The 22,122-nt window shown below is 69.1% G+C and carries 26 protein-coding genes; 16 read left to right on the top strand and 10 right to left on the bottom strand.

Features of this window, described 5'->3' with window-relative positions:
- The first annotated feature begins 21 nt into the window (after positions 1–21).
- From FHR04_RS21325 to FHR04_RS05190, 5 genes are all read left to right on the top strand, one after another.
- Complete coding sequence (locus tag FHR04_RS21325) at positions 22–735, top strand: nucleotidyltransferase domain-containing protein (RefSeq protein ID WP_249038990.1); 714 nt, start codon at positions 22–24, stop codon at positions 733–735.
- Between the two features lie 60 nt (positions 736–795).
- Positions 796–1,569 (top strand): ABC transporter ATP-binding protein, encoded by a 774-nt coding sequence (locus tag FHR04_RS05205; RefSeq protein ID WP_139401334.1) that lies wholly within the window; start codon positions 796–798, stop codon positions 1,567–1,569.
- A 139-nt stretch (positions 1,570–1,708) separates the two neighbouring features.
- Positions 1,709–3,400, top strand: coding sequence for a putative ABC transporter permease subunit (locus FHR04_RS05200; protein WP_139401332.1), 1,692 nt, complete (start codon positions 1,709–1,711; stop codon positions 3,398–3,400).
- Positions 3,401–3,447: 47 nt separating this feature from the next.
- Entirely contained in the window at positions 3,448–4,281 is an 834-nt protein-coding gene (locus FHR04_RS05195; RefSeq protein WP_139401330.1) for a hypothetical protein, read from the top strand.
- 104 nt (positions 4,282–4,385) lie between these two features.
- Complete coding sequence (locus tag FHR04_RS05190) at positions 4,386–5,012, top strand: hypothetical protein (protein WP_139401328.1); 627 nt, start codon at positions 4,386–4,388, stop codon at positions 5,010–5,012.
- A 56-nt stretch (positions 5,013–5,068) separates the two neighbouring features.
- On the opposite strand, the gene FHR04_RS05185 is transcribed toward FHR04_RS05190, so the two are convergent.
- Positions 5,069–5,533 (bottom strand): SRPBCC family protein, encoded by a 465-nt coding sequence (locus tag FHR04_RS05185; protein WP_039682553.1) that lies wholly within the window; start codon positions 5,531–5,533, stop codon positions 5,069–5,071.
- Positions 5,534–5,826: 293 nt separating this feature from the next.
- On the opposite strand from FHR04_RS05185, the gene FHR04_RS05180 reads away from it, so the two are divergent.
- From FHR04_RS05180 to FHR04_RS05170, 3 genes are read left to right on the top strand one after another with little or no spacing between them, the layout of a single operon-like run.
- A complete protein-coding gene (locus FHR04_RS05180; RefSeq protein WP_139401326.1) occupies positions 5,827–6,456 on the top strand; it encodes a nucleotidyltransferase family protein in 630 nt (209 codons plus the stop codon).
- 39 nt (positions 6,457–6,495) lie between these two features.
- Complete coding sequence (locus FHR04_RS05175) at positions 6,496–7,770, top strand: class I SAM-dependent RNA methyltransferase (protein ID WP_139401324.1); 1,275 nt, start codon at positions 6,496–6,498, stop codon at positions 7,768–7,770.
- Positions 7,771–7,827: 57 nt separating this feature from the next.
- The gene (locus FHR04_RS05170) at positions 7,828–8,235 is read left to right on the top strand and encodes a hypothetical protein (RefSeq protein ID WP_249038989.1); all 408 of its coding nucleotides are present in this window, start codon (positions 7,828–7,830) and stop codon (positions 8,233–8,235) included.
- Positions 8,236–8,242: 7 nt separating this feature from the next.
- Here FHR04_RS05170 and FHR04_RS05165 read toward each other — a convergent pair whose 3' ends face one another.
- Positions 8,243–8,794 (bottom strand): hypothetical protein, encoded by a 552-nt coding sequence (locus tag FHR04_RS05165; protein ID WP_139401322.1) that lies wholly within the window; start codon positions 8,792–8,794, stop codon positions 8,243–8,245.
- A 100-nt stretch (positions 8,795–8,894) separates the two neighbouring features.
- Between FHR04_RS05165 and FHR04_RS05160 the strand changes: the two genes are divergently transcribed.
- Both FHR04_RS05160 and FHR04_RS05155 read left to right on the top strand, forming a co-directional pair.
- Positions 8,895–9,467, top strand: a complete 573-nt coding sequence (locus FHR04_RS05160) for a hypothetical protein (RefSeq protein ID WP_139401320.1) — start codon at positions 8,895–8,897, stop codon at positions 9,465–9,467.
- Between the two features lie 13 nt (positions 9,468–9,480).
- Entirely contained in the window at positions 9,481–9,747 is a 267-nt protein-coding gene (locus FHR04_RS05155; protein ID WP_139401318.1) for a helix-turn-helix domain-containing protein, read from the top strand.
- On the opposite strand, the gene FHR04_RS05150 is transcribed toward FHR04_RS05155, so the two are convergent.
- On the bottom strand, positions 9,672–10,550 hold the full coding sequence (locus tag FHR04_RS05150; protein ID WP_081994893.1) for a Cof-type HAD-IIB family hydrolase: 879 nt from the start codon (positions 10,548–10,550) through the stop codon (positions 9,672–9,674). The two genes, FHR04_RS05155 and FHR04_RS05150, sit on opposite strands and share 76 nt — an antisense overlap.
- A gap of 10 nt (positions 10,551–10,560) precedes the next feature.
- Positions 10,561–10,944, bottom strand: a complete 384-nt coding sequence (locus FHR04_RS05145; RefSeq protein ID WP_039682567.1) for a 4'-phosphopantetheinyl transferase superfamily protein — start codon at positions 10,942–10,944, stop codon at positions 10,561–10,563.
- Positions 10,945–10,982: 38 nt separating this feature from the next.
- Between FHR04_RS05145 and FHR04_RS05140 the strand changes: the two genes are divergently transcribed.
- Complete coding sequence (locus FHR04_RS05140; protein WP_039686639.1) at positions 10,983–11,678, top strand: HepT-like ribonuclease domain-containing protein; 696 nt, start codon at positions 10,983–10,985, stop codon at positions 11,676–11,678.
- A 31-nt stretch (positions 11,679–11,709) separates the two neighbouring features.
- Here FHR04_RS05140 and FHR04_RS05135 read toward each other — a convergent pair whose 3' ends face one another.
- The 6 genes from FHR04_RS05135 to FHR04_RS05110 form a co-directional block, all read right to left on the bottom strand.
- On the bottom strand, positions 11,710–12,657 hold the full coding sequence (locus FHR04_RS05135) for an aldo/keto reductase (RefSeq protein ID WP_139401316.1): 948 nt from the start codon (positions 12,655–12,657) through the stop codon (positions 11,710–11,712).
- Positions 12,654–13,442: a hypothetical protein gene (locus FHR04_RS05130; protein ID WP_139401314.1), complete on the bottom strand. Its 789-nt coding sequence runs from the start codon at positions 13,440–13,442 to the stop codon at positions 12,654–12,656. Before FHR04_RS05130 ends, FHR04_RS05135 begins: the two co-directional genes overlap by 4 nt.
- Complete coding sequence (locus FHR04_RS05125; RefSeq protein WP_211344172.1) at positions 13,439–13,819, bottom strand: RidA family protein; 381 nt, start codon at positions 13,817–13,819, stop codon at positions 13,439–13,441. Before FHR04_RS05125 ends, FHR04_RS05130 begins: the two co-directional genes overlap by 4 nt.
- A 10-nt stretch (positions 13,820–13,829) precedes the next feature.
- A complete protein-coding gene (locus FHR04_RS05120) occupies positions 13,830–15,347 on the bottom strand; it encodes a hypothetical protein (RefSeq protein WP_139401311.1) in 1,518 nt (505 codons plus the stop codon).
- 35 nt (positions 15,348–15,382) lie between these two features.
- Positions 15,383–16,177, bottom strand: a complete 795-nt coding sequence (locus FHR04_RS05115; protein WP_139401309.1) for an N-formylglutamate amidohydrolase — start codon at positions 16,175–16,177, stop codon at positions 15,383–15,385.
- A 94-nt stretch (positions 16,178–16,271) separates the two neighbouring features.
- Complete coding sequence (locus tag FHR04_RS05110) at positions 16,272–17,381, bottom strand: BMP family lipoprotein (protein WP_039682577.1); 1,110 nt, start codon at positions 17,379–17,381, stop codon at positions 16,272–16,274.
- 227 nt (positions 17,382–17,608) lie between these two features.
- On the opposite strand from FHR04_RS05110, the gene ligA reads away from it, so the two are divergent.
- The 5 genes from ligA (at position 17,609) to FHR04_RS05085 (ending at position 22,067) form a co-directional block, all read left to right on the top strand.
- Positions 17,609–19,684, top strand: coding sequence for an NAD-dependent DNA ligase LigA (gene ligA / locus FHR04_RS05105; protein ID WP_139401307.1), 2,076 nt, complete (start codon positions 17,609–17,611; stop codon positions 19,682–19,684).
- A 122-nt stretch (positions 19,685–19,806) separates the two neighbouring features.
- Positions 19,807–20,187 (top strand): Asp23/Gls24 family envelope stress response protein, encoded by a 381-nt coding sequence (locus FHR04_RS05100; protein ID WP_139401305.1) that lies wholly within the window; start codon positions 19,807–19,809, stop codon positions 20,185–20,187.
- Positions 20,184–20,738 (top strand): transcription antitermination factor NusB, encoded by a 555-nt coding sequence (gene nusB, locus FHR04_RS05095; RefSeq protein ID WP_139401303.1) that lies wholly within the window; start codon positions 20,184–20,186, stop codon positions 20,736–20,738. The genes FHR04_RS05100 and nusB overlap by 4 nt, the downstream gene beginning before the upstream one ends.
- Positions 20,735–21,625 carry a bifunctional 5,10-methylenetetrahydrofolate dehydrogenase/5,10-methenyltetrahydrofolate cyclohydrolase gene (locus FHR04_RS05090; protein WP_139401301.1) on the top strand — a complete coding sequence of 297 codons (891 nt, stop codon included), beginning with the start codon at positions 20,735–20,737 and terminating at the stop codon, positions 21,623–21,625. Before nusB ends, FHR04_RS05090 begins: the two co-directional genes overlap by 4 nt.
- Positions 21,609–22,067 carry a divergent PAP2 family protein gene (locus FHR04_RS05085; protein WP_139401299.1) on the top strand — a complete coding sequence of 153 codons (459 nt, stop codon included), beginning with the start codon at positions 21,609–21,611 and terminating at the stop codon, positions 22,065–22,067. The genes FHR04_RS05090 and FHR04_RS05085 overlap by 17 nt, the downstream gene beginning before the upstream one ends.
- The last annotated feature ends 55 nt before the right edge of the window (positions 22,068–22,122 follow it).

Below are 22,122 nucleotides of genomic sequence, written 5' to 3'. Positions count from 1 at the left end.
ATTTGAACTTAACATTGACGGGTGAAGTCCGAACTCTTCTCCCATCAGGCCCGCCTGGAAGCCGCCCTGCCCGCTGCCCTGAAGCGACTCGCCACCACGCCGGGGGTTTACGCCGCGCTGTGGTGCGGCTCGGCGGCGCGGGGGGAGGCCACCCCGTACAGCGATCTGGACTTTCATGCGCTGGTCACGGGTGATGTACGCTGGCGCCGCAATGTCGTGGTGGACGGCGTGCCGGTGGAGGTCTTCCATAACCCCGTCCGCAAGGTACGCGCCATGTTCGCCGCCGAGGACGCCGCGACGATCACCATGTACGCGCAGGGCCGTGCCGTCCTGCCCCATCCCGATCTGGACGCGCTGATGGCCGAGGCGCAGGCGCTGTCCGCGGCTGGCCCGGTGCCCCGCCCACTCAGCGAGGCGCAACGCTTCAACCTGATCGAGGAGGTGATGGACTGCCGGGGCGTCGTCCAGCAGCCCACGCACGCGCTGCTGGCGCTGGCTGTGGCGAGTCGCGCCGTGGATCGGCTGTACGCGGTGAACGGCTGGTGGGAAGTCAAGCGCGAGCGCTGGCCCGCTGACCTTGCCGTCAAAAATCCAGAGGTGGCGCAGGAGTTGAATGCTGTCCTTGTCGCCTCTGAACCGGATTCACGACAGGCGGCGCTGGAAACCCTGATCACGCGGCTGACCGGCGATCTGGCGTACCGGGACGGGGGCAGCGAACCTCAGGCCGTGCCCTGAAGCCGCGTCAGTCTCCTGTCATTCTGTTCGTCCTACACTCCCGCCAATGATCGAGGCCAGATGATTGAGGTCAGCCACTACGGCAAACGCTACGGCGCACATCAGGCGGTGCAGGATCTCAGCTTCACCGTGCAGCCGGGGGCGGTGTTCGGGCTGCTGGGCAGCAACGGGGCGGGGAAGACCACCACCATCCGCGCGCTGGTGGGCCTGACCCGCCCCACCTCCGGCACGGTGCGGGTGGCGGGCTTCGACGTGTGGAAGGAGCCGATGAAGGCCAAGGCCGCCTTCGGCTACATCCCGGATCGCCCGTACCTGTACGGCAAGCTGACCGCCCGCGAGCTGCTGCGCTTCGTGGGGCAGCTGTACCGGGTAGAGGGGGCCGACGCCGAGATCGACCGCTGGCTGGCCCTGTTCCGACTGGAAGACTTCGGCAACGAACCCATCGAGACGTTTTCCCACGGCATGCGGCAGAAGGTGGCGATCATCGCGGCCCTGCTGCCCGATCCCGGCGTGTTGATCGTGGACGAGCCGATGGTGGGCCTCGATCCCCACGCGGCCCGGCAGGTGCGAGAGCTGCTGCGCGCCCACGCCGACCGGGGCCGCACGGTCTTGCTGACCACCCACAGCCTGCCGCTGGCCGAGGCCGTGTGTGACCGGCTGGTGGTGCTCGACCGGGGCCGCGTGCTGGGCGAGGGCACGATGGACGAGCTGCGAGATCGCACCGGCACCGCCGCCGGGGGCGTCCACGGCGACAGCCTGGAGCGCATCTTCTTCCGCCTGATCGAGGAGGAGCAGGAGGAGGAACGTCAGCGCCGGGAAGGGGTGGCGGGATGAAGCTGGGAGGCAGTCCGCAGTGCGCGGTACGCGGCTCTTTAATTCTTCCCCCCTTGTGGGAGAGGGAGGGAGCCGCGAAGCGGCGGAAAGGTGAGGGGGCCACCGAGCGGCGAACCCGCCCCACCCAGGCCCCCCGCCCATGACCACCCGCCCCGCCCCCACACCCCAGTCCACCCGCCCGCCCAGCCTGCTGAACCTCAAGCTGACGGCCCTGCGCCACACGCTGCGGCGAGGGCCGAAATGGGGCTACGCCCTGGTCATGCTGCTGGCCGCGCTGCTGGTGTGGGCCGAGATTTACGGCACCTGGCGGGCGCTGAATTTTCTGGGGTCTTTCGGCAGCATCGGCACCAATGTCTTCGCCCGCGTGCTGGAAATCGGCCTGATTACCCTGTCCAGCGGCGTGACCTTCAGCGCCACCACCGCCGCCATCTCCACGCTGTACCTCAGCGAGGATCTGAACTTCCTGCTGACCCAGCCGATTAAAACCTGGCGCGTCTTCGCCCTGAAAGTCACTGAGACGTTCCTGAATACGGCGATGGTGCCGGTGTTCCTGACCCTTCCGCTGCTGCTGACGGTGGGCGTGTATTTCCACGCGCCGCCGTGGGCCTACCCGCTGATGGTGCTGACGGCCTTAATGACCTTCGCCGCCCCGGTGGGCCTGGGTGCCTTGCTGGCTGTTCTCCTGATGCGGGTGGCCCCGGTGGGCCGGGTGCGCGAGGTCAGCACCGGCCTTGGCGTGCTGATCAGCGCCGGGCTGGTGTACGCCATCCGTGCGCTGCGCCCCGAGGTGCTGATCCAGAAGATGCAGGATCCGGCGCAGTTCGAGACCCTGCTCAAGACCTTCGCCAGTCCCAGCAGCCCGTTTCTGCCGCCCGTGTGGGCCTCGCAGGGCATCTGGGGAGCGGCGCAGGGCCGGCTGGACTGGGGGGTGCTGCCCCTGCTGATCCTGACCGTGGGCCTGCTGGCCGCCGCCACCGCCCTCGCCACCCGCGCGTACCAGGACGGCTGGGCACGGGCGCTGGATTCCAGCACGCCCCGCCTCGATCCGGCGCCGAAGCGGGCCACCGCCGCCGAGCGGCTGTTCGCGCGCCTTGGCCCCGGCGGCAGCCTCGCCTACAAGGATCTGCGCGTGACCCTGCGCGATCCGACGCAGTGGAGCCAGCTGCTCGTGGTGGTGGCGCTGGCCGGGGTGTATCTGGTCAGCGTGAAGGCCGTGCCGATCCCACTGCCGCAGTTCCGGGGCATTCTGGGCTACGTGCAACTGGCCTTTCAGGGCTTTATCGTCTCCGGCGTGGCGGTGCGGCTGGCCTTTCCCGCCGTCAGCACCGAGGCCCGGGCGTACTGGCTGCTCAGAACGGGGCCGATCAGCGCCCAGCAGATCGTGCTGAGCAAGTTCTGCGGCGTGCTGCCGGTCACCCTGACGCTGGGGCTGGTGATGGGCGTCGCTAGCGCCCTGAGCATGAACCTGGGGCCTACCCTGCTGCTGCTGAGCGTGCTGGTCAGCGTCAGCAACGCCTTCGTGATCACGGCGCTGGGGGTGGGCCTGGGCGCGGCCTCGCCTCGATTCGACGCCGACAACCCCGCCGAGATCGGCGTCAGTCCCGGCGGGCTGGCCTTCATGGGCCTGAGTCTGGCGTACTCGGTGCTGTGCCTGGGGCTGCTGGCGCGTCCGGCGGCGGGCAGCGTGCTGCGGCCAGACCTGTTTCCGGGCCTGTCCGCACTGGGCACAGTGGAAGGCGTGCTGGGCTTGACTGGCCTGGGGCTGGCCACCGTCTCCGGGACATGGCTCAGTTTGCGCCTGGGGTGGCGACGGCTGGACGCGCTGGAATAGCGGCGGTCTGGGCGGACTCCAGCGGGAAAGCGCATAATGTTCCAAACATGTCGACAGACCTTCAAGACACAGATCGCGAAGATAGAGAGCACCGCCACGAGCGCAGAGAGCGCCGCCGTGCCGCACGCAGGGACGATCCGCTTTCGGCGCTGGGGGGCACCCTGATCGCGCTGCTCGTGACGGGCCTGATCTTCGGTGAGGCGCTGGTGGGCTTCGCGCTGCTGGTGCTGGTGGCGGTGTTCGCTGCGGCGTATCTGGTGTTGCCGGGGGCGCAGCGTGGACTGTCGGCGCTGCTGCCCACCCCCGGCTTCAAGCGCGCGGCTGGGCTGGTGATTCCGGTGTTCGTGCTGGCGGGGATCTTCGGCACCCCCCTGCTGATGGTGCTGGTGCTGGTCATCGCCGCGCTGATGCTGGCCGCCGCCGTCTTCGGCGTCCGTCCGGCGGCCCCCTTCCCCGAGGCGGGCGTGCAGGCCGTCACGCCGCCCGCTGCCGTGCCCGCGTTGCCGGCCCAGGCCAGTGGCGAAACCATCTCTGAGATCGACATCCGCGCGCTGTGCCGGGGACTGCCGCCCGCCGTGGCCGGGCAGGTCTTCGCCACCGTGGAGCATCTGGAAACGGTGGCCGTGGAGGCCCGGAAAAATGGCGACACCCGCCGTTCCTACGACGCCCGCCAGGGCCTGACCGATTACCTGCCCAACACGGTCAACGCCTGGAAGGCCCAGACCGAGGAGGGGCGCGATTTGGGCGAGTTGGAGCGGGCGCTGGCCCAGGTGCGCGAGATCGCGGGGGCCGACGACTCCGGCGGCGAGGCCGGGCGGCGGGCCTGGGAAACCCAACAGCGCTTTCTGGCGTCGCGCAAGGGGGAGAAGGACGGGGCATGAGGGGGCGCTGGGACTGACTTTCGGCTGACGATCTCTCCCCCTGGCCTCCGGTATAAGTGGGGAACGCAGTTTCTTTCTCCCTCTTTCCCGCTCCAGGAGGACGCATGACCCGTCGCCGCCCCACCCTGAACACCCTGATCCGCGTGACCAAGGCCCTGCGCGAACCCGAGGCCAGACCCGGCGAGAGCGGCGGCTTCCGCGAAACGGCCCGCCGCGCCGCCCAGAGCGCCCTGAACGATCCGCGCGTGCAGAGCGCCGCCGGGCTGGTGCGTGACCGCGCCGAGGCCGTCCGCATCCGCGTGGGCGACACCGCTGACCGCAATCTGGAACGCCTGATCGGCGAGGCGCGCGCCCGCCGGGGCGAGGCCACGCCGGACGAGGTGGCCGCCGTGCTGGAGACGCGCCGCCGTGAACGGGACGCCCGCATCCGCCGCGCGCTGGCCCGCCAGGAACTGCTGAACCGCGCCGAGACCCCCGAGCAGCGCCAGATACTGACGCTGGTGGCCGGGGTCACGGCCTGGGCGGGCGGCTCACCGGAGGCCGGGCCGCTGCGCTACACGGCACTGCTGGATCGGCTGGCCCCCGGCGGCAGCGCCGAGGCGGAAATGGCCGTTCACCGCGCCCTGTGGACACTGGCCGAGCGACGCGTGCTGGCGGTGTCGCCGCACGGCGTCGTGACGGCGGTGCAGCTGCTGGAACAGGGGCGGGCGGCGTTGCCGGAAACGGACTGAACAACAAAGCGAGAAGCGGGAGGGGAGTACGCGCCTCCCGCTTCTCGCTGGATGAACTACGCCAGCGTTCCGCCCGCCGCGCTCATGGCCGTCCCCATGTTCTCGAAGGTCTTCTCGATCAGCTTCTTGGCCTGCACGTCCAACATGCGCCCGCCCACCGAGGCCACCGGGCCGCGCATGCTGGCCTCGCCTGTCCAGTCCAGGGTGGTGGTGCCGTCGCCGTTGTCCAGCACGTTCGCGCCCGCCGTCAAGTCCACAACGCTGCCCAGGCCCCCGCCGCGCACGTTGACGTTTACGCGTCCGGCCGCCTCGTCGGGCAGCACCTCGATCTTGAACTTGAACTTGCCGCGCACCATGCCCACGCCCACCTGCACGGTGGCTTCCATGTGGGTGGCGTCCTGCACGGTGACTTCCTGCACATCGGGCAGGCAGCGGGCCACCCGTTCGGGATCTTGCACGAAGGCCCACACCACGGCGGGGGCGGCTTTGACCTGTTCCTGACCTGAGTAATTGAGTTTCATGGTTGACGCTCCTTGAGGGAAAGGGGACGGAGAACACCGGGCTGGGGCTGCTGCCGTGATTGTAGGGGGGCAGGCGAGGGAGACGGTGAACGCGCCCGCTGGATTCCTTATACGGACTCCGATTGAATCGTTTGCAAAACGATGGAAATCCGAGCGGACGCGAGAAGGAGAGAAACGGGTTCCGGGCGTGGAGTTGGCAAACTGGCGCTTTCCCAGTGTGTGAACGAAACAGACGGAATCCGTATTATGAGCCTGGGGCTCCTCCTTCGCGCTGCCCCGTACTACCATGCGCCATGCCTTCCCCGCCCCTCCCCGTCGCGGGCGTGCTGCTCGCCGCTGGCCGCAGCACCCGCATGGGCCGGCCCAAACAGCTGGCGCCCCTGAATGGGCAGCCGCTGTGCCGGTACGCGGCGCAGGCGCTGGCCGGGGTCTATTCGCCGCTGCTGGCCGTCGTTCCCCCCGGCGAGATGGGCGACGGCATCCGCGCGGCGCTGGCTGATCTGCCGTTCGCGTTCGCCGTCAACCCGCAGCCCGAACGTGGGCTGGCGTCCTCCTTCCGGGTGGCGGCGGCCCACCTGCCCCCCGGTCTGGGCGGCGCGGCCTTCGCGCTGGCCGACATGCCGCTGGTGACGGCGGAGCTTCACGCGGCGCTGCTCGCGGCGTTCCGGGCCTCGAATGCGCCGGTGGTCATGGCCGCCTACGGCGAGGGCAGTGCGGCGGTGCCGGCCCCCCCACACCTGCTGCGCGCAGACCTGCTGCCCGAGCTGCTGACCCTGCCCGACGCCGATCACGGCCCCCGCCGGGTGATCGCGGCGCAGGGGGGGGCGGCGCAGACGCTGCACTTTCCCGCCGCCCTGCTGCTGGACGTGGACACGCCTGAGGCGCTGGAGCCGGCCGAACGGGCGCTGAAGGCAAGCCGCTGAACGGTTCGGGCCGCCGCGCCGCGCTACCCTGAAGGTCTGATGTCTGAAGCTGCCCCCCAGAATGCCCCCCAACCCGAAGTGCTGACCCTGAACATAGAAAAACTCGTGGCCGGGGGTCTGGGGCTGGCCCGTGACGAGGGCGGCGTGGTGCTGGTGCGCGGCGCGCTGCCCGGCGAACGGGTGCGCGCCAGCGTGCGCTCCGGCCGGGGCGTGCGTCAGGGCGTGACCCTGGAGGTGCTGGAGGCCAGCCCAGACCGCGTGGACGGCCCCCGCCTGCCCACCGCCGATCTGGCCCACGCCAGCTACGCCGCGCAGCTGCGCTACAAGCGCGACTTCGTCCGGGAGGCGCTGAGCCGGATTGCCAAGCTCCAGCACGGAGTCAACGAGACGCTGCCCAGCCCCAGCGAGTGGCACTACCGCAACACCGCGCAGTATCTGGTCACGCCTACGGGACTGGCCTACCGCGAACGGCGCGGCAACGAGCCGCTGGTGGTGGGCGAGGATCCCCTGGTCATGGCCGCCATCTCGGCCATCGTGAACAAGATCGATCCGGCGCATCTGGATCCGGCGAGCGAGGTGGCTTTCCGTGCCAGCGCCCTGACCGGCGAGGTGGTGGCTGCCCTGATCGGGGCCGGCGAGCCGCGCGTGTTCCTGCGGGCCAGCGATCACCTGATGGACGCCGGGGTGGTGGGCGTGTCCCTGGCCCAGCCGGCTGGACGCCGCTTCAGCGCGGGCGTGCGCCTGATCGCCGGGGAATCGGAAATCCGCGAACAGTTCGGGCGCGTGCAGGTCAGCGTGAGCGCCACCGGCTTCGCGCAGGTCAATCCGGCGGCGGCGGGTCTGGCCTACGTCAGCGCCGCCGAACTGGCGGGCAGCGGCGAACACGCCGTCGATCTGTACGGCGGCGCGGGCGCCATTGGCCGCCACCTGGCCCCCAACTTTCGCCGCGTCACCGTGCTGGACGCCTCGCCCGAGGCCCTGGCGCGGGGGCGGCAGGACGTGGCCGAGAGTGTGGCTGCCGGGCGGGCCGAGGGCAACGTGACCTACGTGGGCGGCGACGCGGCCCGCTTCAGCGAACTGGGCACCGACGTGATCGTCGTCGACCCCCCGCGCGCCGGGCTGGAAGAGGGGGCGCGGATTCACATCGATTCCAGCACCGCCGACCGGCTGGTGTACATCTCCTGCGACCCGGCCACCTGGGCGCGTGACGTGGGCGATCTGGTGCGGCGCGGCTGGAAACTGGGCGAGGTGACGCCGCACGACTTCTACCCCCAGACCAGTCACATCGAGATCGTGAGCGTCCTGAACCGCTGAGAATCCATAAGCGCCGTCTTCACCCTGGCCTGGGCCGCAGGTTCTAGCGTGGTGGGTGTGAAAGCTGGCCTCCTCCTGTTGCCCGTCCTGCTGCTGAGCGGCTGCCAGTCTCCTGGGCCGGACCCGGAGGTCGAGCGGCAGCTCGCCGCCCTGAATGCCCGCATTGACGCGCTGGAAACGGAGGTGGCGTCGCTGCAGACCGGCCCGCAGGTCACGGGAACCGTCAACGCGGGTGACGTGACGGCCCGCGCCGCTGCCCAGAACTGCGCCGTCGCGCTGGCCCGCACGCTGGAACTGTTCCGGCAGAGCAGCATGGGTCACCGCTATCCCGCAGCGTCACAGGTGGTGCTGCCCGACGCCTGCGAGGGCCAGCGCGTGGGCTGGAAACGGCTGGAAGCCCAGCAGTACAGCTTTGCCGTGACCAATCGGGACGGTGAGGTGCTCGCGCAACAGAGCGGGCCGTAGGAGACCCTCAGTCTCCCAGCGCCACCGGATCTCCCAGTGCCACCGGATCGTCGGTGCGCTCGTCTTCCAGCAGCACGCCAAAAGACGTGATCTTCTCGCCCGTGAAGCCCATCACGAAGGCCCAGACCTGATCGGGGAACTTCTCGTAGATGCTGCTGCGGACGTACAGCGCCTCGCCGCCCTGCGTGAAGGTCCGCTCGCGCACCACCCTGGTTTCCTTGCCGTACTGCTCGAAGCCCGTCTTGCGGAAAGCCGTGAAGCCCGCCAGCGATCCGTACTGCGCCTGCACGTCTGGGGTGAAGGCATTCCATAACCGTTCCACCTTGAGGGCCAGAAACTCGGCCATCAGCGCGTGCCCCCGCGTGAAGGCAGTCTGCTCGGCGGGCGTGCGCGTGGAGGGAGTGGCCGCCGGTCTGTTCGGAACCGGCGCTGCGCTCTGCGCCCCTGCTGCCGGGCTGGCGACCAGCAACGCGAGGGCCAGCGCCACTCCCTTCATCGGCGACAGGGCGGGCGGCGCCGAATAAATCGGCTCTGGATGAAGTGGCACTGAGGCGTTCATACGCCAGCGTACAAGGCGGAATCGGGCAGGGCTGTCAGCTGGGAGACCATCTTCTTTTCCCCTGCTTGATTATTGTTCCGCAATAATATATTGTCGTGGTATGATGACGTCTCAGGAGGGTCAGCGGGTGGATTGGGAAACCGCCCGGCAGCGTGCGGCGGACAGGGCCAGAAAGCTGTGGGCGCTCTCGCTGTCCCTGTTTGTGGTCCTGGTCGTCTCCATTGCCGTCTCGGACTTCCTGAAACCGCTGCTGTTGCAGGTTCGCGAGTGGCGTGAACTGAGCCCGACGGGCGGCGTGGCGCCAGGAGAAGTCCTGACTTGGGTCAGCCTGCGGGCGTTGTGGGCCGCCCCGGCGCTGGCACTGGCGGCGGCGATCTGGGCCGCCCAGAACTACCTGCGGCACCTGGGCGCTGGGGAATTGTGGAACGCAGGGACCGCACGGCTGCTGCGGCGGGTTGGCAGTGCGCTGCTGCTCAGCGCGGCACTCACGGCGGTGGGCGTGCCCAGTGGGACGCGCTGGCTGGAGGCGCGGGGCGGTTTTGACGTCACGCTCAGCACCGAGGTGTTGACGCTGGGCGTGCTGGGCGCGCTGCTGATCGTGATGGCAGACCTGCTGAAAGACGTGTTGCAGACGTCCAGTGCCCTCAAGGCCGACAGCGACGGCTTTGTCTGATGGAGCTTTCCTGATGCCCATCGTCGTGCGTCTGGACGTGATGATGGCCCTGCGCAAACGCCGGGGCAAGGATCTGGCCGCCGAAATCGGCATCACCGAGGCCAACCTCTCGCTGCTGCGAACCGGTAAGGTCAAGGGCGTGCGCTTCGAGACGCTGGCCGCCCTGTGCCGCGCGCTGGACTGCGTGCCGGGTGACCTGCTGGACTACGAGCCGGACGACGAGGCACCGGACGGGCCGCAGGGCATCCCCGAAGCGGGAGCGGCGGGCGGTACCAGGTAGAGCAGCTGCTCGATCACTGCTGCCACCCCGTCCTCCGCGTTGCTCAGGGTGATTTCATCTGCCGCCGCCAGCGCTTCAGGCTCCGCATTCGCCATCGCCACGCCGCGCCCGGCCCACGCCAGCATCTCGGCGTCGTTGGGGGCGTCCCCGAAGGCCAGCACCTCCTCCCTGGCGATCCCCAGTGTCTCGCACAGCCGCGACAGGCCCCACGCCTTGCTGACCCCCTCGGCCAGCACTTCCAGAAACGGTGCGCCGCTGTGGGTTACCGCGTAGCCGCCCAGTGCCAGGGCCTGGACTTCCGCCAGCAATTCGCGCGGGGTCAGCGCCGGGTGGCGCACGATGAATTTCAGGCTGGGTTCGGCCAGCACGTCGTCCAGCTGGTGGCGGCCCATCTCTCCCGGCTCACGCTTGTGGTCCTCGAAGTGGGCCAGTTCGGCGTAGCCTTTCTGGGCGACGAACACTTCGCCCCCACGCCGCACGCTCACGAACAGCACGCCGGGAAGGCGCCCGGACAGGGCCTCGGCCAGCGCACGTTGCGCCGCCACCTCCACATGGGCCTCGAACAGCACCTCCCCGGTGGTCAGGTGAACGCCGTGCGCGCCGTTGCCGCACAGCGCCCACCCGGTGAAGGCGGCCGCCTCTGCAATCCGCCGGACGCCACGCGGTTGCCGCGCCGTGACCGGAACAACCAGGAGGCCCGCGGCCCGCGCCGCGTCCAGCGCCCGGCGGGTGCGCGGGCTGACGCTCAGGTCGGGGCGCAGCAGCGTGCCGTCCAGATCGGTGGCAATCAGGCGAATGGGCATGGGGGCCAGCCTAACGCTTCTCCAGCACCACCACCGCCGAGGCGTGTTCTTTCGTGTGGGTCAGCGTCAGGTGCGCCACCCAGCCGCGTTCCCGCATCTCGGCCTCGATCTCGGGAATGAAGCCCAGCGTGGGTCGGGCAAAGGGAAACGGGCCGTCCGGCGTGGCAAGGCGCACCACCCACACGTCGCGCCAGCCGTGGGGGCGGGGCCAGACCTTCTGAAAGGCCTCCTTGGCGGCGAAGCGGGCGGCCAGACTGGGGGCCGGGTCGCTCAGACGGGCGCAGTACGCCTGTTCCTCGGGGGCGAACAGCCGTTCGGCGCGCGGTCCCTCGCGCTCCAGCATGCGGCGGATGCGCGCAATCTCGATCAGGTCATGGCCCACGGCGACGATCATGACCGTGATGCTAGAGCGTGGACCGCTATCTTCATACGGTGAACTCCGCCTCGCCGCACCTGTTTCCCGACACCAGCCTGCAAGAAGTGGCGCGCATCATCCGCTCGGTGGAACCCCAGTGGCGCGGCATGGGCGCGTCCCGCGTGCGGATCTTCGGCTCGGTGGCGCGCGGCGAGGCCACGGACCTGTCCGATGTGGACCTGCTGGTGGACTTTGCGGGCGAGGCCGGGCTGCTGGACCTGATGAACGTCAAGGACCTGTTCGAGGACACCCTGCGCCGCCGCATCGACGTGCTGACCGAGGGCGGCCTCAAGCCGCAACTGCGCCGCGAGATTCTGAGCGACGCGGTGGACGTCATGGAGGTGCCGCGCCATCCCCAGACCACCTTCCGGCGCAAACGCTGGCGCTGGCGGCTGCATGACGTGCTGGACGCCCTGGACCGCGTGCGTGACTACACGGCGGACCACACACTGGACAGTTTCATTGCGGACGAGCGGACCCGCGACGCCGTGCTGCGAAACCTTGCGCGACTGGGCGAGACCACCAAGTTCATCCCGCAGAGCGTGGAGGACCGCCACCCGCAGGTGCCTTGGGCCTACCTGCGTGACATCCGCAACCTGGTGGCGCACGACTATTTCGGCATTGACCCGGCGCTGGTGTGGCACACGGCCACGTCGGAACTGGTCAACATCCGCCCGGCCCTGCAGGAGCTGGCGGACGGGGGAGAGGAATAGTGGAATGGGCCGTGACCAGGGGGGCTCCCCCTCAGTTCCAGGCCAGCCCGGCCCGCGTGCGCCAGTAGGAGGCTGGGGACTCGGCCAGGCCGGCCAGCCCTGAGAAATCGCCCGCCAGCGTCAGCGCCTGCAGATTGCTCTCCAGCTGCTCCACCGTGGTTGCCCCGCTCAGCACCCCGTCGGCCCACGGCTGAGCGAGGGCGGCGGCCAGGGCCACCGCGTCGGGGGTGGCGTTCAACCCGGCGCAGAGTTCGGCCAGCGCAGGGGGAAGGGTGGCGCGTCCGGCCAGCCGCCCATTGGCCACCGCCTCCTTGACCACCACCGCCCAGCCCGCCGCATCTGCCTCTGCCAGCGCCGTCCCCGCCGACGGCTCCAGCAGGTTCCAGGTGGCCTGCACGGCGCTGAAGGGGTTCACGCCGTCCACCGCGACCTCTAGTGCTCGCCGCAACGTCTCGGCCTGTCCCGGCCCGCTGGTGGACAGGCCCACGCGCACGCCCCCTGCCGCCCGTTCGGCCAGCCGTGCCAGCACCCGCACGTCCTCCAGCACGCCCGTGGCAAGCGTCGCGGAGTGGATCAGGTACAGGTCTGGCTGGCGGCCCAGCGCCTCAAGCGTTTCGGGCCACTGCCGGTCCAGCGTGTCCAGATCGTGGCTCTTGATCTCGTGCGTGTCGGCGTCGGTTCGCCAGTTGGCGACGTAGGTGTAGCCCCACTTGCTGCCCACCGTTGCTGGATAGCCGCGTTCCCGCAGCCAGCCACCCAGAAAGTCCTCGGCGCGTCCGTAACTGCGGGCGGCGTCGAAATAGCGCAGTCCGGCGGCCCAGGCGCGGTCCAGCACGGTCCAGGCGTGTTCCCGCATGGCCTCCACGGTCTTGTCGGTCAGATCCTCGCCGTGGCCCAGATTGATGTAGCCGGGCCGGCCCAGCGCGGCCAACCCCAGGCCCAGGCGGGGTGCATGTGGTGGGAGCAGGGGAGAGGTCATGCGCCCACCCTCGCACGTTCCCTTAAATCCTGCGCCAGTTCCGGATTTACCTTCAAGCCCAGACTTGCGGCCAGTTCCAGGGTCCAGCCGACGGCCTCCGAATAGGCGGCCTCCAGATCATCCACGCTGCCTGTGATGGCGGCATACCGCCGCAACGTGTCTGCGCTTAGCCGCCGCTCGGCCAGCCTTGCTGGGTTGAGCAGATATTCCGTGTGGCCGGATTCCACAGAGGCCAGCGGGAGAAGGCCGCCCTGAATCCACCACAGCAGCCCGTGCGCCCGGATGCGCTCGCCGCGCGCCAGCACGTTTAGTCCGAAAGCCATCCAGTTCAGCAGGCGGTCCAGCGTGGCCTGCGTATCTGGGTGGGGCGGGGCTTTCGCGGCTAGCTTTTGCAACGCCGCCCGAAGGCGCCCGTCCGGGTCCTTGACCAGCATCCGCTCGGGAAAGAGGTGTTCGTTGCCCCAGTCCTCCAGCCCTGCCAGGCGCGTATTGGGAACGGCGTGCAGTTCTACCCGCAGCAGACCAGAGAGGATGGCGGTGGGCGTGCCAAACTCGTTGACGACAAAGTGCAGAACGGGCGTCAGCGTTTCGAGCCAGCCGCACACGTCAAAGTCAGCGTCTGGCGCCAGATAAAGCCAGTATTCCAGATCGCTGAACCCGTCTGCCGTGCCCTGCGTGAAACTGCCGTAGGCCAGCGCGTGGCTGATGCGTTCATCGGCGCGCAGAGCGTCGCGCAACCGCGCGTCCAGCTTGGCATGACGGTTCAAATCCGGGGCCAGACTCACGAAATGATGGCCTCGGCCTCGATTTCCACCAGATGCTGCGGGTCAATCAGGGCGGCCACCTGCACCATCGTCGCCGCCGGGCGGATGTGCCCGAAGACCTCGCCGTGGGCGCGGCCCACCTCCTGCCAATGCGAGATGTCGGTGACGAAGATGCGGGTCCGCACCACGTCTTCCAGCGCGGCCCCGGCTTCCTTCAGAGCATTGTGGATGATCCCGAGAATCACGTGGGTCTGCTCGTAGGGGTCGCCCACACCCACCACCTCGCCGTTCACGGTGGCGGTGGTCCCGGCCACATGCACCACGTTGCCCACGCGCACGGCGCGCGAGTAGCCCACACTCGTTTCCCAGGGCGAGGTGCCCCGGACGTTCTGCCTCACCCCTCCTGACCTATTCGGCATACGGCTCACCCACGCGTTTCTCCAGCGCCCAGCGGGTCACGGTCCAGCCGCCCGCCCCCCGTGTCAGGTCAATGGTCAGGGTGGAGCGCTCGCCGGTCACGTACTCGCTGTCCTGCTCGGCGGCCACCAGACCGAAGGTCACCGGAGCCACCACCCGCGCGGTGTCGGCCCGGTCCAGCGGCATCTCCAGGGCCGAGACCGTGAAATTGCCCAGCCTGCGCGGATCGAACTTCAGGTTGCCCAGGGCCAGCGCGGGCTGCACACGCGACACGGCCACGTCGATGCGGCGCTGGATTTCGGCCTGCTGCGCGGCGCTGCGTGGCGCGCTGGCATACCCCGAGGCCACATGCCGGGCCAGCGCTTCCAACTGGGCGATCAGCCGGGTGGCGGCACCCAGGGCGTCGTCTTTCAGGACCGTTCCCGAGGCCGTGCCCAGACGGTACACCGGGTACTGCACGCTGCCGGAACTGGCGTCGTACACCACAGCGTCGTCGCGGCCCGTCGCGCGGCGGACGGTGAAGGCGGGCCACCAGTTCAGCCCTGCGAAGCCGGTCTCGAAGATGGCCCCTGCAGGCAGCGGGCGGGTGTCCAGCGCGTCCCCGGCCACGATGCCCCCCGACTGCGGGCGATACAGCCGCAGCGCTGCCGTTTTGCCCTGACCGACCACGGCCAGGTACTCTGCCCGGCCCGGCGCGCTGAACGAGCCGCCGATGCCGGTCCGGGGAGCGTCCGGGTCCGCGCCCGCCCGTGTGGGCCAGTCGGACATGCCGTAGTCCGAGAGGTTCTGGCGGAGGTCGGGACCGTAACTGGTCAGCCAGGTCCGCAGCCGGGGCGGCAACTGCGACAGGTAGGTCTGGGCCCGCGCCGTTTTGCCGGCCACCAGCAGAGAGGCGTAGTCGTACAGCGCCTGTCCGGGGCGCGTGTCCGGTCCGGGCTGGCCCACCTCGCGCAGGGCTACCCCCGGATACGCGCGGCTGTTGTCCACGTACTGCCCACCGATGAACGAGTAGATGCGCCATAACGCCGGGCTGTCGGCAAAGGGCAGGCCGTAGGCGTAGGCAAAGCGCCAGTCGCCGCCCAGCAGTTCCAGCGCGCCCTGCCCGTCCAGTTGCTGTGGCGTCAGCGTATCGGTGTCGGCACTGAATACGTGCAGGACACGCCGGGGCGGGTTGCTCAGCGAGTACAGGTGGTGCGTGAAACAGCAGTGCGCGCCGCCGCTGAATCCCGTGAGCATCGCTTCCGGAATGCCGTCGCCGGTCACGTCGCGGCAGAAATCCAGCTTCACCATCGTGTCGCTGACGCGGGCCAGCGTCACGCCGTTCAGCAGCAGGCTGGCGCTGTCGGGGGGGTCCTCGAAACCGTTCTGCCGAAGTTGTACAGTGTACGCGCCGCACGTTGTGCGGGTGGTCTCGACGGGCGCGGGTGGGCTGGACTGCGCCCCGGCAAGGGAGGACCACCCCAGCGCAGGCAGGCTCAGGACGGCGGCGGCAAGGACTGTTCTCAGCATGGGGTCACTCCTGAAAAGGACAACGCAGGGGGACTTCAGTTCACCAGTTCCAGCGCCGCGTCCGCGAACCTCGCGAAGGCCGCGTTCATCTGCCGCATGACGTCGTCGCGCGGCTGCCCGTCGCGGAGATGCAGCCCCACGTTGAACTCGATGCCGAAGGCGGGTACGCCGCTGCGCCGGCTGTGCGTCAGGCTCAGCGTGTCGGTGCTCCACGGCTCGCCGATGGTCACGCGCTCGAAGGGGCTGGCGGCGATCACGTCACCGAACGCATCCTCGGCGGCGCCTTGCAGCGCGTGCCACTGCTGGTGCGGAAAGGTGGGGGCGTCCGGCGTGCCGGGCATCAGGCAGATGGCCGGGCGGGGCGTGCCGGTGTCCTGGCCCAGCCGGGGGCCGTGCGAGGCCATGCTGTGGCCCACGATCATCAGCCGCGCGCCGGACAGTTCCGCACCCACGGCGGCGTCGAAGGGGTCCCAGATGTGCCGCAGGCGGGCCTCGCGCTCGTCGTCCAAGAGCCGGGTGTGGGGCGGGTACAGCGGCTGGCGGTCAAAATCGGTGTCTTTGATCACGCCGTTGTCCACCCGGTCGCCGCGCTCCCGATTCAGGTCCACGGCAAAGCGGCTCCAGGGCGCCTGAACGTGTCGCGCGCCGGGCAGCGAGTACAGCAGATCGGTGTAGGCGTCGCCGTCCAGAAAGATGCGCCGCAGGAACGCCTCGCGCTTTGGGGTGTCGAACACGTCGTCGCCCAGCATCTGCCGCAGGATGTCGGCGGGCAGCTGGCCGGACGGATGGGGTGTGACGATCAGCAGCGCATCTCGGTCTGAACGGGACATGGCCGCAGGATAGATCACCGGCGCGTCGGGTCAGCCCGTCACAAAAGAAGAAGGCGGCCCACACGGGACCGCCCTCCGCCGAGAGGAAGAGACTTTACTTGCTGGGCACCTTGATCTTGCCGCTGATGATCTGGGCCTTGATGCCCTCGACCTTGGCGACCTGGGCGCTGCTGATCAGGGCCTTGTTGTACTGGTCGACCGCGTAGCCCACGCCGCCGTCCTTGAGGCCGAACACGCGCGAGCCGCCCTTGAACTTGTCGTCCTTGACCGACTCGATCAGCTGGTACACCGCGTTGTCCACCCGCTTGACCATGCTGGTCAGGCCGTGGTTCATGGTGGCGGGGTTCTTGTCGAAGTCGCCCAGGTAGTTCTGGTTGCTGTCCACGCCGATAAAGAACATCGGGCGGGTGTTGCCGGCGCAGGCCTTGGTGTAGGCCGCGCTCTTCTTGACGTTCTTGAAGTTGTCGCTGACGAACTTCACGCCGCTGGGCAGGTTGCCGGCCTTGATGCACTGGGTCTGCTTGACGTAGTCGATCACGCCGTTGCCGGAGGCGCCCGCGGCGGCAAAGATGATGTCGGCACCCTTGGAGCGCATGCTGCCTGCGATTTCCTTGGCCTTGCCGGGGTTGTTCCAGGCGTCAGGGGTGGTGCCCACGTACTGCGCGATCACGCGCGCCTTGGGGTTGGCGGCCTTCACGCCTGCGGTGTAGCCGGCCTCGAACTTGTGGATCAGCGGGATGTCCATGCCGCCCACGAAGCCCACCACGCCGGTCGAGCTGTTCAGCGCGGCCAGGTAACCCACCAGGTAGCTGCCTTCCTGCTCGGAGAAGGTCAGGCTGGCGACGTTCTTGGCGTCCGAGATGTCGTCCACCAGACCGAAGTACAGGTCCGGGTTTTCCTTGGCGACTTGGGTGATGCTGGCGTTGTTGGCAAAGCCCACGCCGATGGTCAGGTCAAAGCCCTCGTTGGCAAAGGAGCGCACGCCCTGGATCACCTGGCTGGGATCGCTGGGCTCGAAGTCCTTGACCTGCACGCCCAGCTTCTGCTTGGCGCGCTGGCTGCCCTCGTAGGCACTCTGGTTGAAGCTCTTGTCAAACTTGCCGCCCGCGTCGTAGGCCAGGCCGACGCGAATGTTCTGCGCGCCAGCGAGGGAAACGGAAACGGCCAGGGCCAGGGTCAGACAGTTCTTAATAGCGGTCTTCATGGTGAATCCTCCAGTTTGGGGCTGTGCCTAGACAGCAGGCGTGTAGGTTGCTTGAACACAGTATACGAAAACTGCGCCGCCATCTGATCATATCGGGGTGACGTCCACCTGATGGGGGGAGGGCCGGGGTGGGTGAGGTGCGCCAGTTCTGCCCCCAGGCCAGCCGCGCTGGAGTCTTCTCCATTCCGTTCCCAGCTGAACCCGGCGGGGGTGCTACGCTCGCTGACATGGATCAGGCCGAGTTGACCCCCGGTGAATACGAGCAGTACCTCAGTCTCAGCGCCGCCGTGGCCCGCCACAACCGCGCGTACCACGAAGAGGACGCGCCCACGATTCCCGACAACGAGTACGACGCGCTGGTTCGGCGCCTGCGTGCCCTGGAAGCCCAGCATCCCGAATGGGCCGAGCAGGCCGCGCAGGCGGCAGGGGGCGACACCAGCCCCGCGCAGGCGGTGGGGGGGGCGCCCAGCACGGCCTTCCAGCCGGTGAACCACCCCACCCCCATGACCAGCCTGGACAACGTCTTCAGCGACGCCGAACTGGGCGAGTGGCGCGAGAAGCTGGCCCGCGCGCTGAATCTGCCCCCCGAGCACGACGACTTCGTGTTCACGGGCGAGCTGAAGATCGACGGCCTGAGCGTGAACCTGTACTACGTGAACGGTCAGTTGCAGTGGGCCGCCACGCGCGGCAACGGCTCCGTCGGCGAGATCGTGACCGCGCAGGTGGCGACGGTGCCGGGCATTCCCACCGCCCTGGACGGCCTGAGCGGTGAACTGGAGGTGCGCGGCGAGGTCTACATGAGCCGCGCGGACTTCGCCGCCTACAACGCGCAGGCCGAGGAACTGGGCACGCCGCTGCTCAAGAACCCCCGCAACGGCGCGGCGGGAGCGCTGCGGCAGAAAGACCCGGAGGTCACGCGCACCCGCAACCTCAAGGCCATCTTCTACGCGCTGGGCAAGCGCGACGGCGTGCCCGCCACTACCCAGGGCGAGGTGCTGGCGTGGCTGGCCGCCCAGGGCTTTCCGATCAGCACCCACAGCGAGGGGCTGAGCGGCATCGCCGCCGCCGCCGATTACCACGCCCGCATGACTGCCGGACGTCAGGACTTCGAATTCGATGCCGACGGCACAGTGTTCAAGCTCGATTCGCTGCGCCTGCAGGAGGAGGCAGGCTTCACCAGCCGCGCCCCGCGCTGGGCGATTGCCTACAAGTTCCCGGTGGAGGAGGTGGAGACCGTGCTGGAGGGCATTACGGTCAACGTGGGCCGCACCGGCAAGCTCACGCCGCTGGCCCACCTGTCGCCCCGCCTGATCGAGGGCAGCACCGTCAGCAAGGCCACGCTGCACAACCAGGATTTCGTGCGGGATCTGGATCTTCACATTGGGGACACGGTGGTGGTGCGCAAATCCGGCGGCGTGATTCCGCAGATCATGCGTGTGATCGTGGACAAACGCCCGGCAGATGCCCAGCCCTTCGTCTTTCCCGACACCTGCCCCGAGTGCGGCCAGCCGGTCACGCGCGATCCCGAGGACGCCAACACCTACTGCACCAATCCGGCCTGCCCGGCGCAGACCTACAAACTGGTGGAGTATTTCGTGTCGCGCGGCGCCATGGACATCGCGGGCGTGGGGGGCAAGCTGATCGCGCAGCTGCTGACGCTGGGCCTGATCCACGACGCAGCAGACCTGTACGCCCTGAACGCCGAGACGCTGGCCGGACTGGAGCGCGGCGGCGAGAAGAAGGCCGCCAACATCCTGGCCGAGCTGGAGGCCAGCAAGACCCGCCCGCTGTGGCGGCTGATCAACGCGCTGGGCCTGGATCACGTGGGCGAGCGCAACGCCCAGGCGCTGGCCCGCGCCTTCGGCACGCTGGACGCGCTGATGGCGGCCACTCCCGAGCAGATCGAGGCCGTGCCGGGGCTGGGCAAGGTGATCGGCGCAAGTGTGGCGGTGGCCCTGAAAGAAGAGGGCTACGTCACCCTCCTGAACAAACTCAAGGCGGCGGGCGTCAACCCGCAGGAGGAGGAGGTGAGGCGCGGAGAGCAACTGGAGGGCCTCAACTTCGTCATCACCGGCAGCCTGGGCCGTCCGCGCGACGCCATCAAAGCCGAGCTGGAGGCCGCCGGGGGCCGCGTGACCGGCAGCGTCACCGGCAAGACCTCGTACCTGATCGCTGGGGAGGACGCTGGAAGCAAATTGACCCGCGCGCAGGAACTGGGCGTGGCCGTGCTGGACGAGGCCGGACTGGCGGCTCTGCTGGCGGAGAAGGGCGTAGAAAACGGGGAGGCGTCCGCCCAGACCTGAAGACGTGCGGCGGGCTGATCTTGAACTGCGGCCCCACCCGCCCACCGCGTCCCGCTCAGCCTCTAAACTGGCCTGTATTGGCGCGGCGCACCACTCGGCCCGCGCGCGGAGGCATTCCCATCATGGCAAGCAACCCCACCCAGACCAGCACCCCCAGTTCCGAAGTCGAAATCAGCAAGAGCGTCCTGATGGACATCGCCGCCACCACCATCACCGGGATCGAGGGCACCGAAGTGGCCTCGGCCCCGCTGAACATGGGCGAGGTGCTGCGCAACCAGAGCGGCGCCCGCAAGCCCCGCGCCCTGCGCGTGAGCCGTGACGGCGCCAGCGTCAGCGTGGACGTGGGCCTGAACATCGATTTCGGGCAGAATCTGGTGAACGTGTCCCGGCAGGTGCAGCGCGCCGTGTGCGAGAACATCGAGCTGATGACCGGCCTGAAGGTCAGCGCCGTCAACGTGACCGTGCAGGGCGTGTGCGTGCCCGCCGCCAGGGGCAAGTCTTGACCCGCCGCCGCGAGAAGGCCGCCCAGCCGGTCGGGACGCGCCGCGCCGCCCGCGAGTTCGCCTTCCGCGTGCTGTTCGAGGCTGACCGGGGCGATCTGCCGCTGGACACGGTCTTTGTGCGTGCCGAGGGCCAGATGCGGGACGGCGACGACACCTTCCCCCGCCTGAACGAGGAAGCCCTGACCTTTGCCCGTGAACTGGTGGACGGCATCGGGGCACGCCGCGCCGAGATCGACGAGACGCTGCAGCGCACCATCCGGGGCTGGAGCTTCGGGCAGATGGCCCAGACGGACCTGAACGTGTTGCGGCTGGCGACCTTCGAAATGGGCCACACCCCCGAGCCGCACCCCCCGGTGATCGAGAGTGCCGTGCGTATCGCGCGCAAGTTCGGCGGCGACGATTCGGGCCGCTTCGTCAACGGCGTGCTGGCGGGCCTGAGCCGCAACATGAAAACGGCCCCCGCCGCGCCGCAACTGGACGAACAGGACGACGAGGAGCAGGCGGTGCCCGGACACGCGGCAGGGGAGAGCGGGCCAGAGGAGCGCGGGTGAGCGCACGGGTGCTGGCCGGGCCGCCGGCCGCCGCCGCGCTGCTGGCGGACGCGGCGGCCCGTGCCGGGCGTCTGCCCACCTCACCCCATCTGGTGATCGTGTGCGTGGGTGACGATCCTGCCAGTCGCAGCTACGTGCGCGGCAAGTCGCGCAAGGCCGGCGAGGTGGGCCTGCGCAGCACCGTCCACGCGCTGCCTGAGAGCGCCACCCAGGCCGAGCTGCTGGCCCTGATCGACACCCTGAACCGCGACGACGACGTCAGCGGCATTCTGGTGCAGTTGCCGCTGCCCGCGCAGATTGCTGAGGCTGCCGTGCTGCACGCCATCGATCCGCGCAAGGACGTGGACGGCTTTCATCCCCTGAACGTGGGTGAGCTGTGGGCGGGCCGCCCGGCGCTGACGCCGTGTACGCCTGCCGGCATCATGTATCTGCTGGAGCATTACGGGGTTGCGGTGGCCGGCGCGCGGGCCGTGATCGTGGGCCGCAGCCATCTGGTGGGCCGCCCGCTGGCCGCGCTGCTGCTGCTGGGCGACGCCACCGTCACGGTGTGCCACAGCCGCACCCGTGACCTGGGGCGCGTGACCCGCGAGGCCGAGCTGCTTGTCGCCGCCGCCGGAAGCCCCGGCCTCGTCACGCCGGAGATGGTCAGGCCAGGGGCAACCGTCATCGACGTGGGCATCAACCGCGTGCTGGGGGCGGACGGCAAGGGCCATCTGGTGGGCGACGTTCATCCGGACGTGGCGGGGGTGGCCGGGGCGCTGACCCCGGTGCCGGGCGGCGTCGGCCCCATGACCGTGGCGCAGTTGCTGGCGAACACCGTGCGGGCGGCCGAACTGCAGCACGCCACGCGCGCCCACCCAGAGGTTGCCGGTGAATTCGTTCGCTGAACTGCTGAGCAACCGCTGGCTGTGGACCGCCATCCTGGCGTCCACGAGCGCGCAGCTGTTCAAGGTCTTTCTGATTCTGCTGATCGAGCGGCGCTGGCGGCCTGCCGCCTTCATGGAAACCGGCGGCATGCCCAGCAGCCACAGCGCCATGGTGGCGGCCCTGACCACCGGCGTCGGGCTGTCCGAGGGGGTGGGCAGCGCGCCGTTTGCCATCAGCTCCGTGTTTGCGCTGATCGTCATGTACGACGCCACCGGGGTGCGGCACGCCAGCGGTCAGCAGGGCGCCCTGCTCAACGAACTGATCAGCGAGCTGCGCGACGTGGTGCGCGCCGGTTTCGCGCCCCTGCCGGTGCGCGTCCTGCTGGGCCACACCTATCTGGAGGTGCTGGTGGGCCTGCTGCTGGGCGTCGGCGCAGGTTTTCTGGCGTTCCGGGTGCTGTAAAGGCTGTAAAGACAGCGGCCCGGACAGACGAGAAGCCCCGCCACACTCGGGCGGG

Source organism: Deinococcus radiopugnans ATCC 19172 (genome assembly GCF_006335125.1).
GTDB classification, from domain to species: Bacteria; Deinococcota; Deinococci; order Deinococcales; family Deinococcaceae; genus Deinococcus; species Deinococcus radiopugnans.
Note: the sequence above shows the minus strand (reverse complement) of the source record. Positions and strands in the feature narration are given on the sequence as shown.

Bases quoted from the DNA above. Each gene is read 5' to 3' on its own strand.
- FHR04_RS05190 (WP_139401328.1), top strand. From the start codon at position 4,386: ATGACCCGTCGCCGCCCCACCCTGAACACCCTGATCCGCGTGACCAAG.
- FHR04_RS05195 (WP_139401330.1), top strand. From the start codon at position 3,448: ATGTCGACAGACCTTCAAGACACAGATCGCGAAGATAGAGAGCACCGC.
- FHR04_RS05135 (WP_139401316.1), bottom strand. From the start codon at position 12,657: ATGACCTCTCCCCTGCTCCCACCACATGCACCCCGCCTGGGCCTGGGG.
- FHR04_RS05145 (WP_039682567.1), bottom strand. From the start codon at position 10,944: ATGATCGTCGCCGTGGGCCATGACCTGATCGAGATTGCGCGCATCCGC.
- FHR04_RS05165 (WP_139401322.1), bottom strand. From the start codon at position 8,794: ATGAACGCCTCAGTGCCACTTCATCCAGAGCCGATTTATTCGGCGCCG.
- FHR04_RS05200 (WP_139401332.1), top strand. From the start codon at position 1,709: ATGACCACCCGCCCCGCCCCCACACCCCAGTCCACCCGCCCGCCCAGC.
- FHR04_RS05205 (WP_139401334.1), top strand. From the start codon at position 796: ATGATTGAGGTCAGCCACTACGGCAAACGCTACGGCGCACATCAGGCG.
- FHR04_RS05180 (WP_139401326.1), top strand. From the start codon at position 5,827: ATGCCTTCCCCGCCCCTCCCCGTCGCGGGCGTGCTGCTCGCCGCTGGC.
- FHR04_RS05115 (WP_139401309.1), bottom strand. From the start codon at position 16,177: ATGTCCCGTTCAGACCGAGATGCGCTGCTGATCGTCACACCCCATCCG.
- FHR04_RS05150 (WP_081994893.1), bottom strand. From the start codon at position 10,550: ATGCCCATTCGCCTGATTGCCACCGATCTGGACGGCACGCTGCTGCGC.
- FHR04_RS05175 (WP_139401324.1), top strand. From the start codon at position 6,496: ATGTCTGAAGCTGCCCCCCAGAATGCCCCCCAACCCGAAGTGCTGACC.
- FHR04_RS05160 (WP_139401320.1), top strand. From the start codon at position 8,895: ATGATGACGTCTCAGGAGGGTCAGCGGGTGGATTGGGAAACCGCCCGG.
- ligA (WP_139401307.1), top strand. From the start codon at position 17,609: ATGGATCAGGCCGAGTTGACCCCCGGTGAATACGAGCAGTACCTCAGT.
- FHR04_RS05110 (WP_039682577.1), bottom strand. From the start codon at position 17,381: ATGAAGACCGCTATTAAGAACTGTCTGACCCTGGCCCTGGCCGTTTCC.
- FHR04_RS05185 (WP_039682553.1), bottom strand. From the start codon at position 5,533: ATGAAACTCAATTACTCAGGTCAGGAACAGGTCAAAGCCGCCCCCGCC.
- FHR04_RS05120 (WP_139401311.1), bottom strand. From the start codon at position 15,347: ATGCTGAGAACAGTCCTTGCCGCCGCCGTCCTGAGCCTGCCTGCGCTG.
- FHR04_RS05100 (WP_139401305.1), top strand. From the start codon at position 19,807: ATGGCAAGCAACCCCACCCAGACCAGCACCCCCAGTTCCGAAGTCGAA.
- FHR04_RS05155 (WP_139401318.1), top strand. From the start codon at position 9,481: ATGCCCATCGTCGTGCGTCTGGACGTGATGATGGCCCTGCGCAAACGC.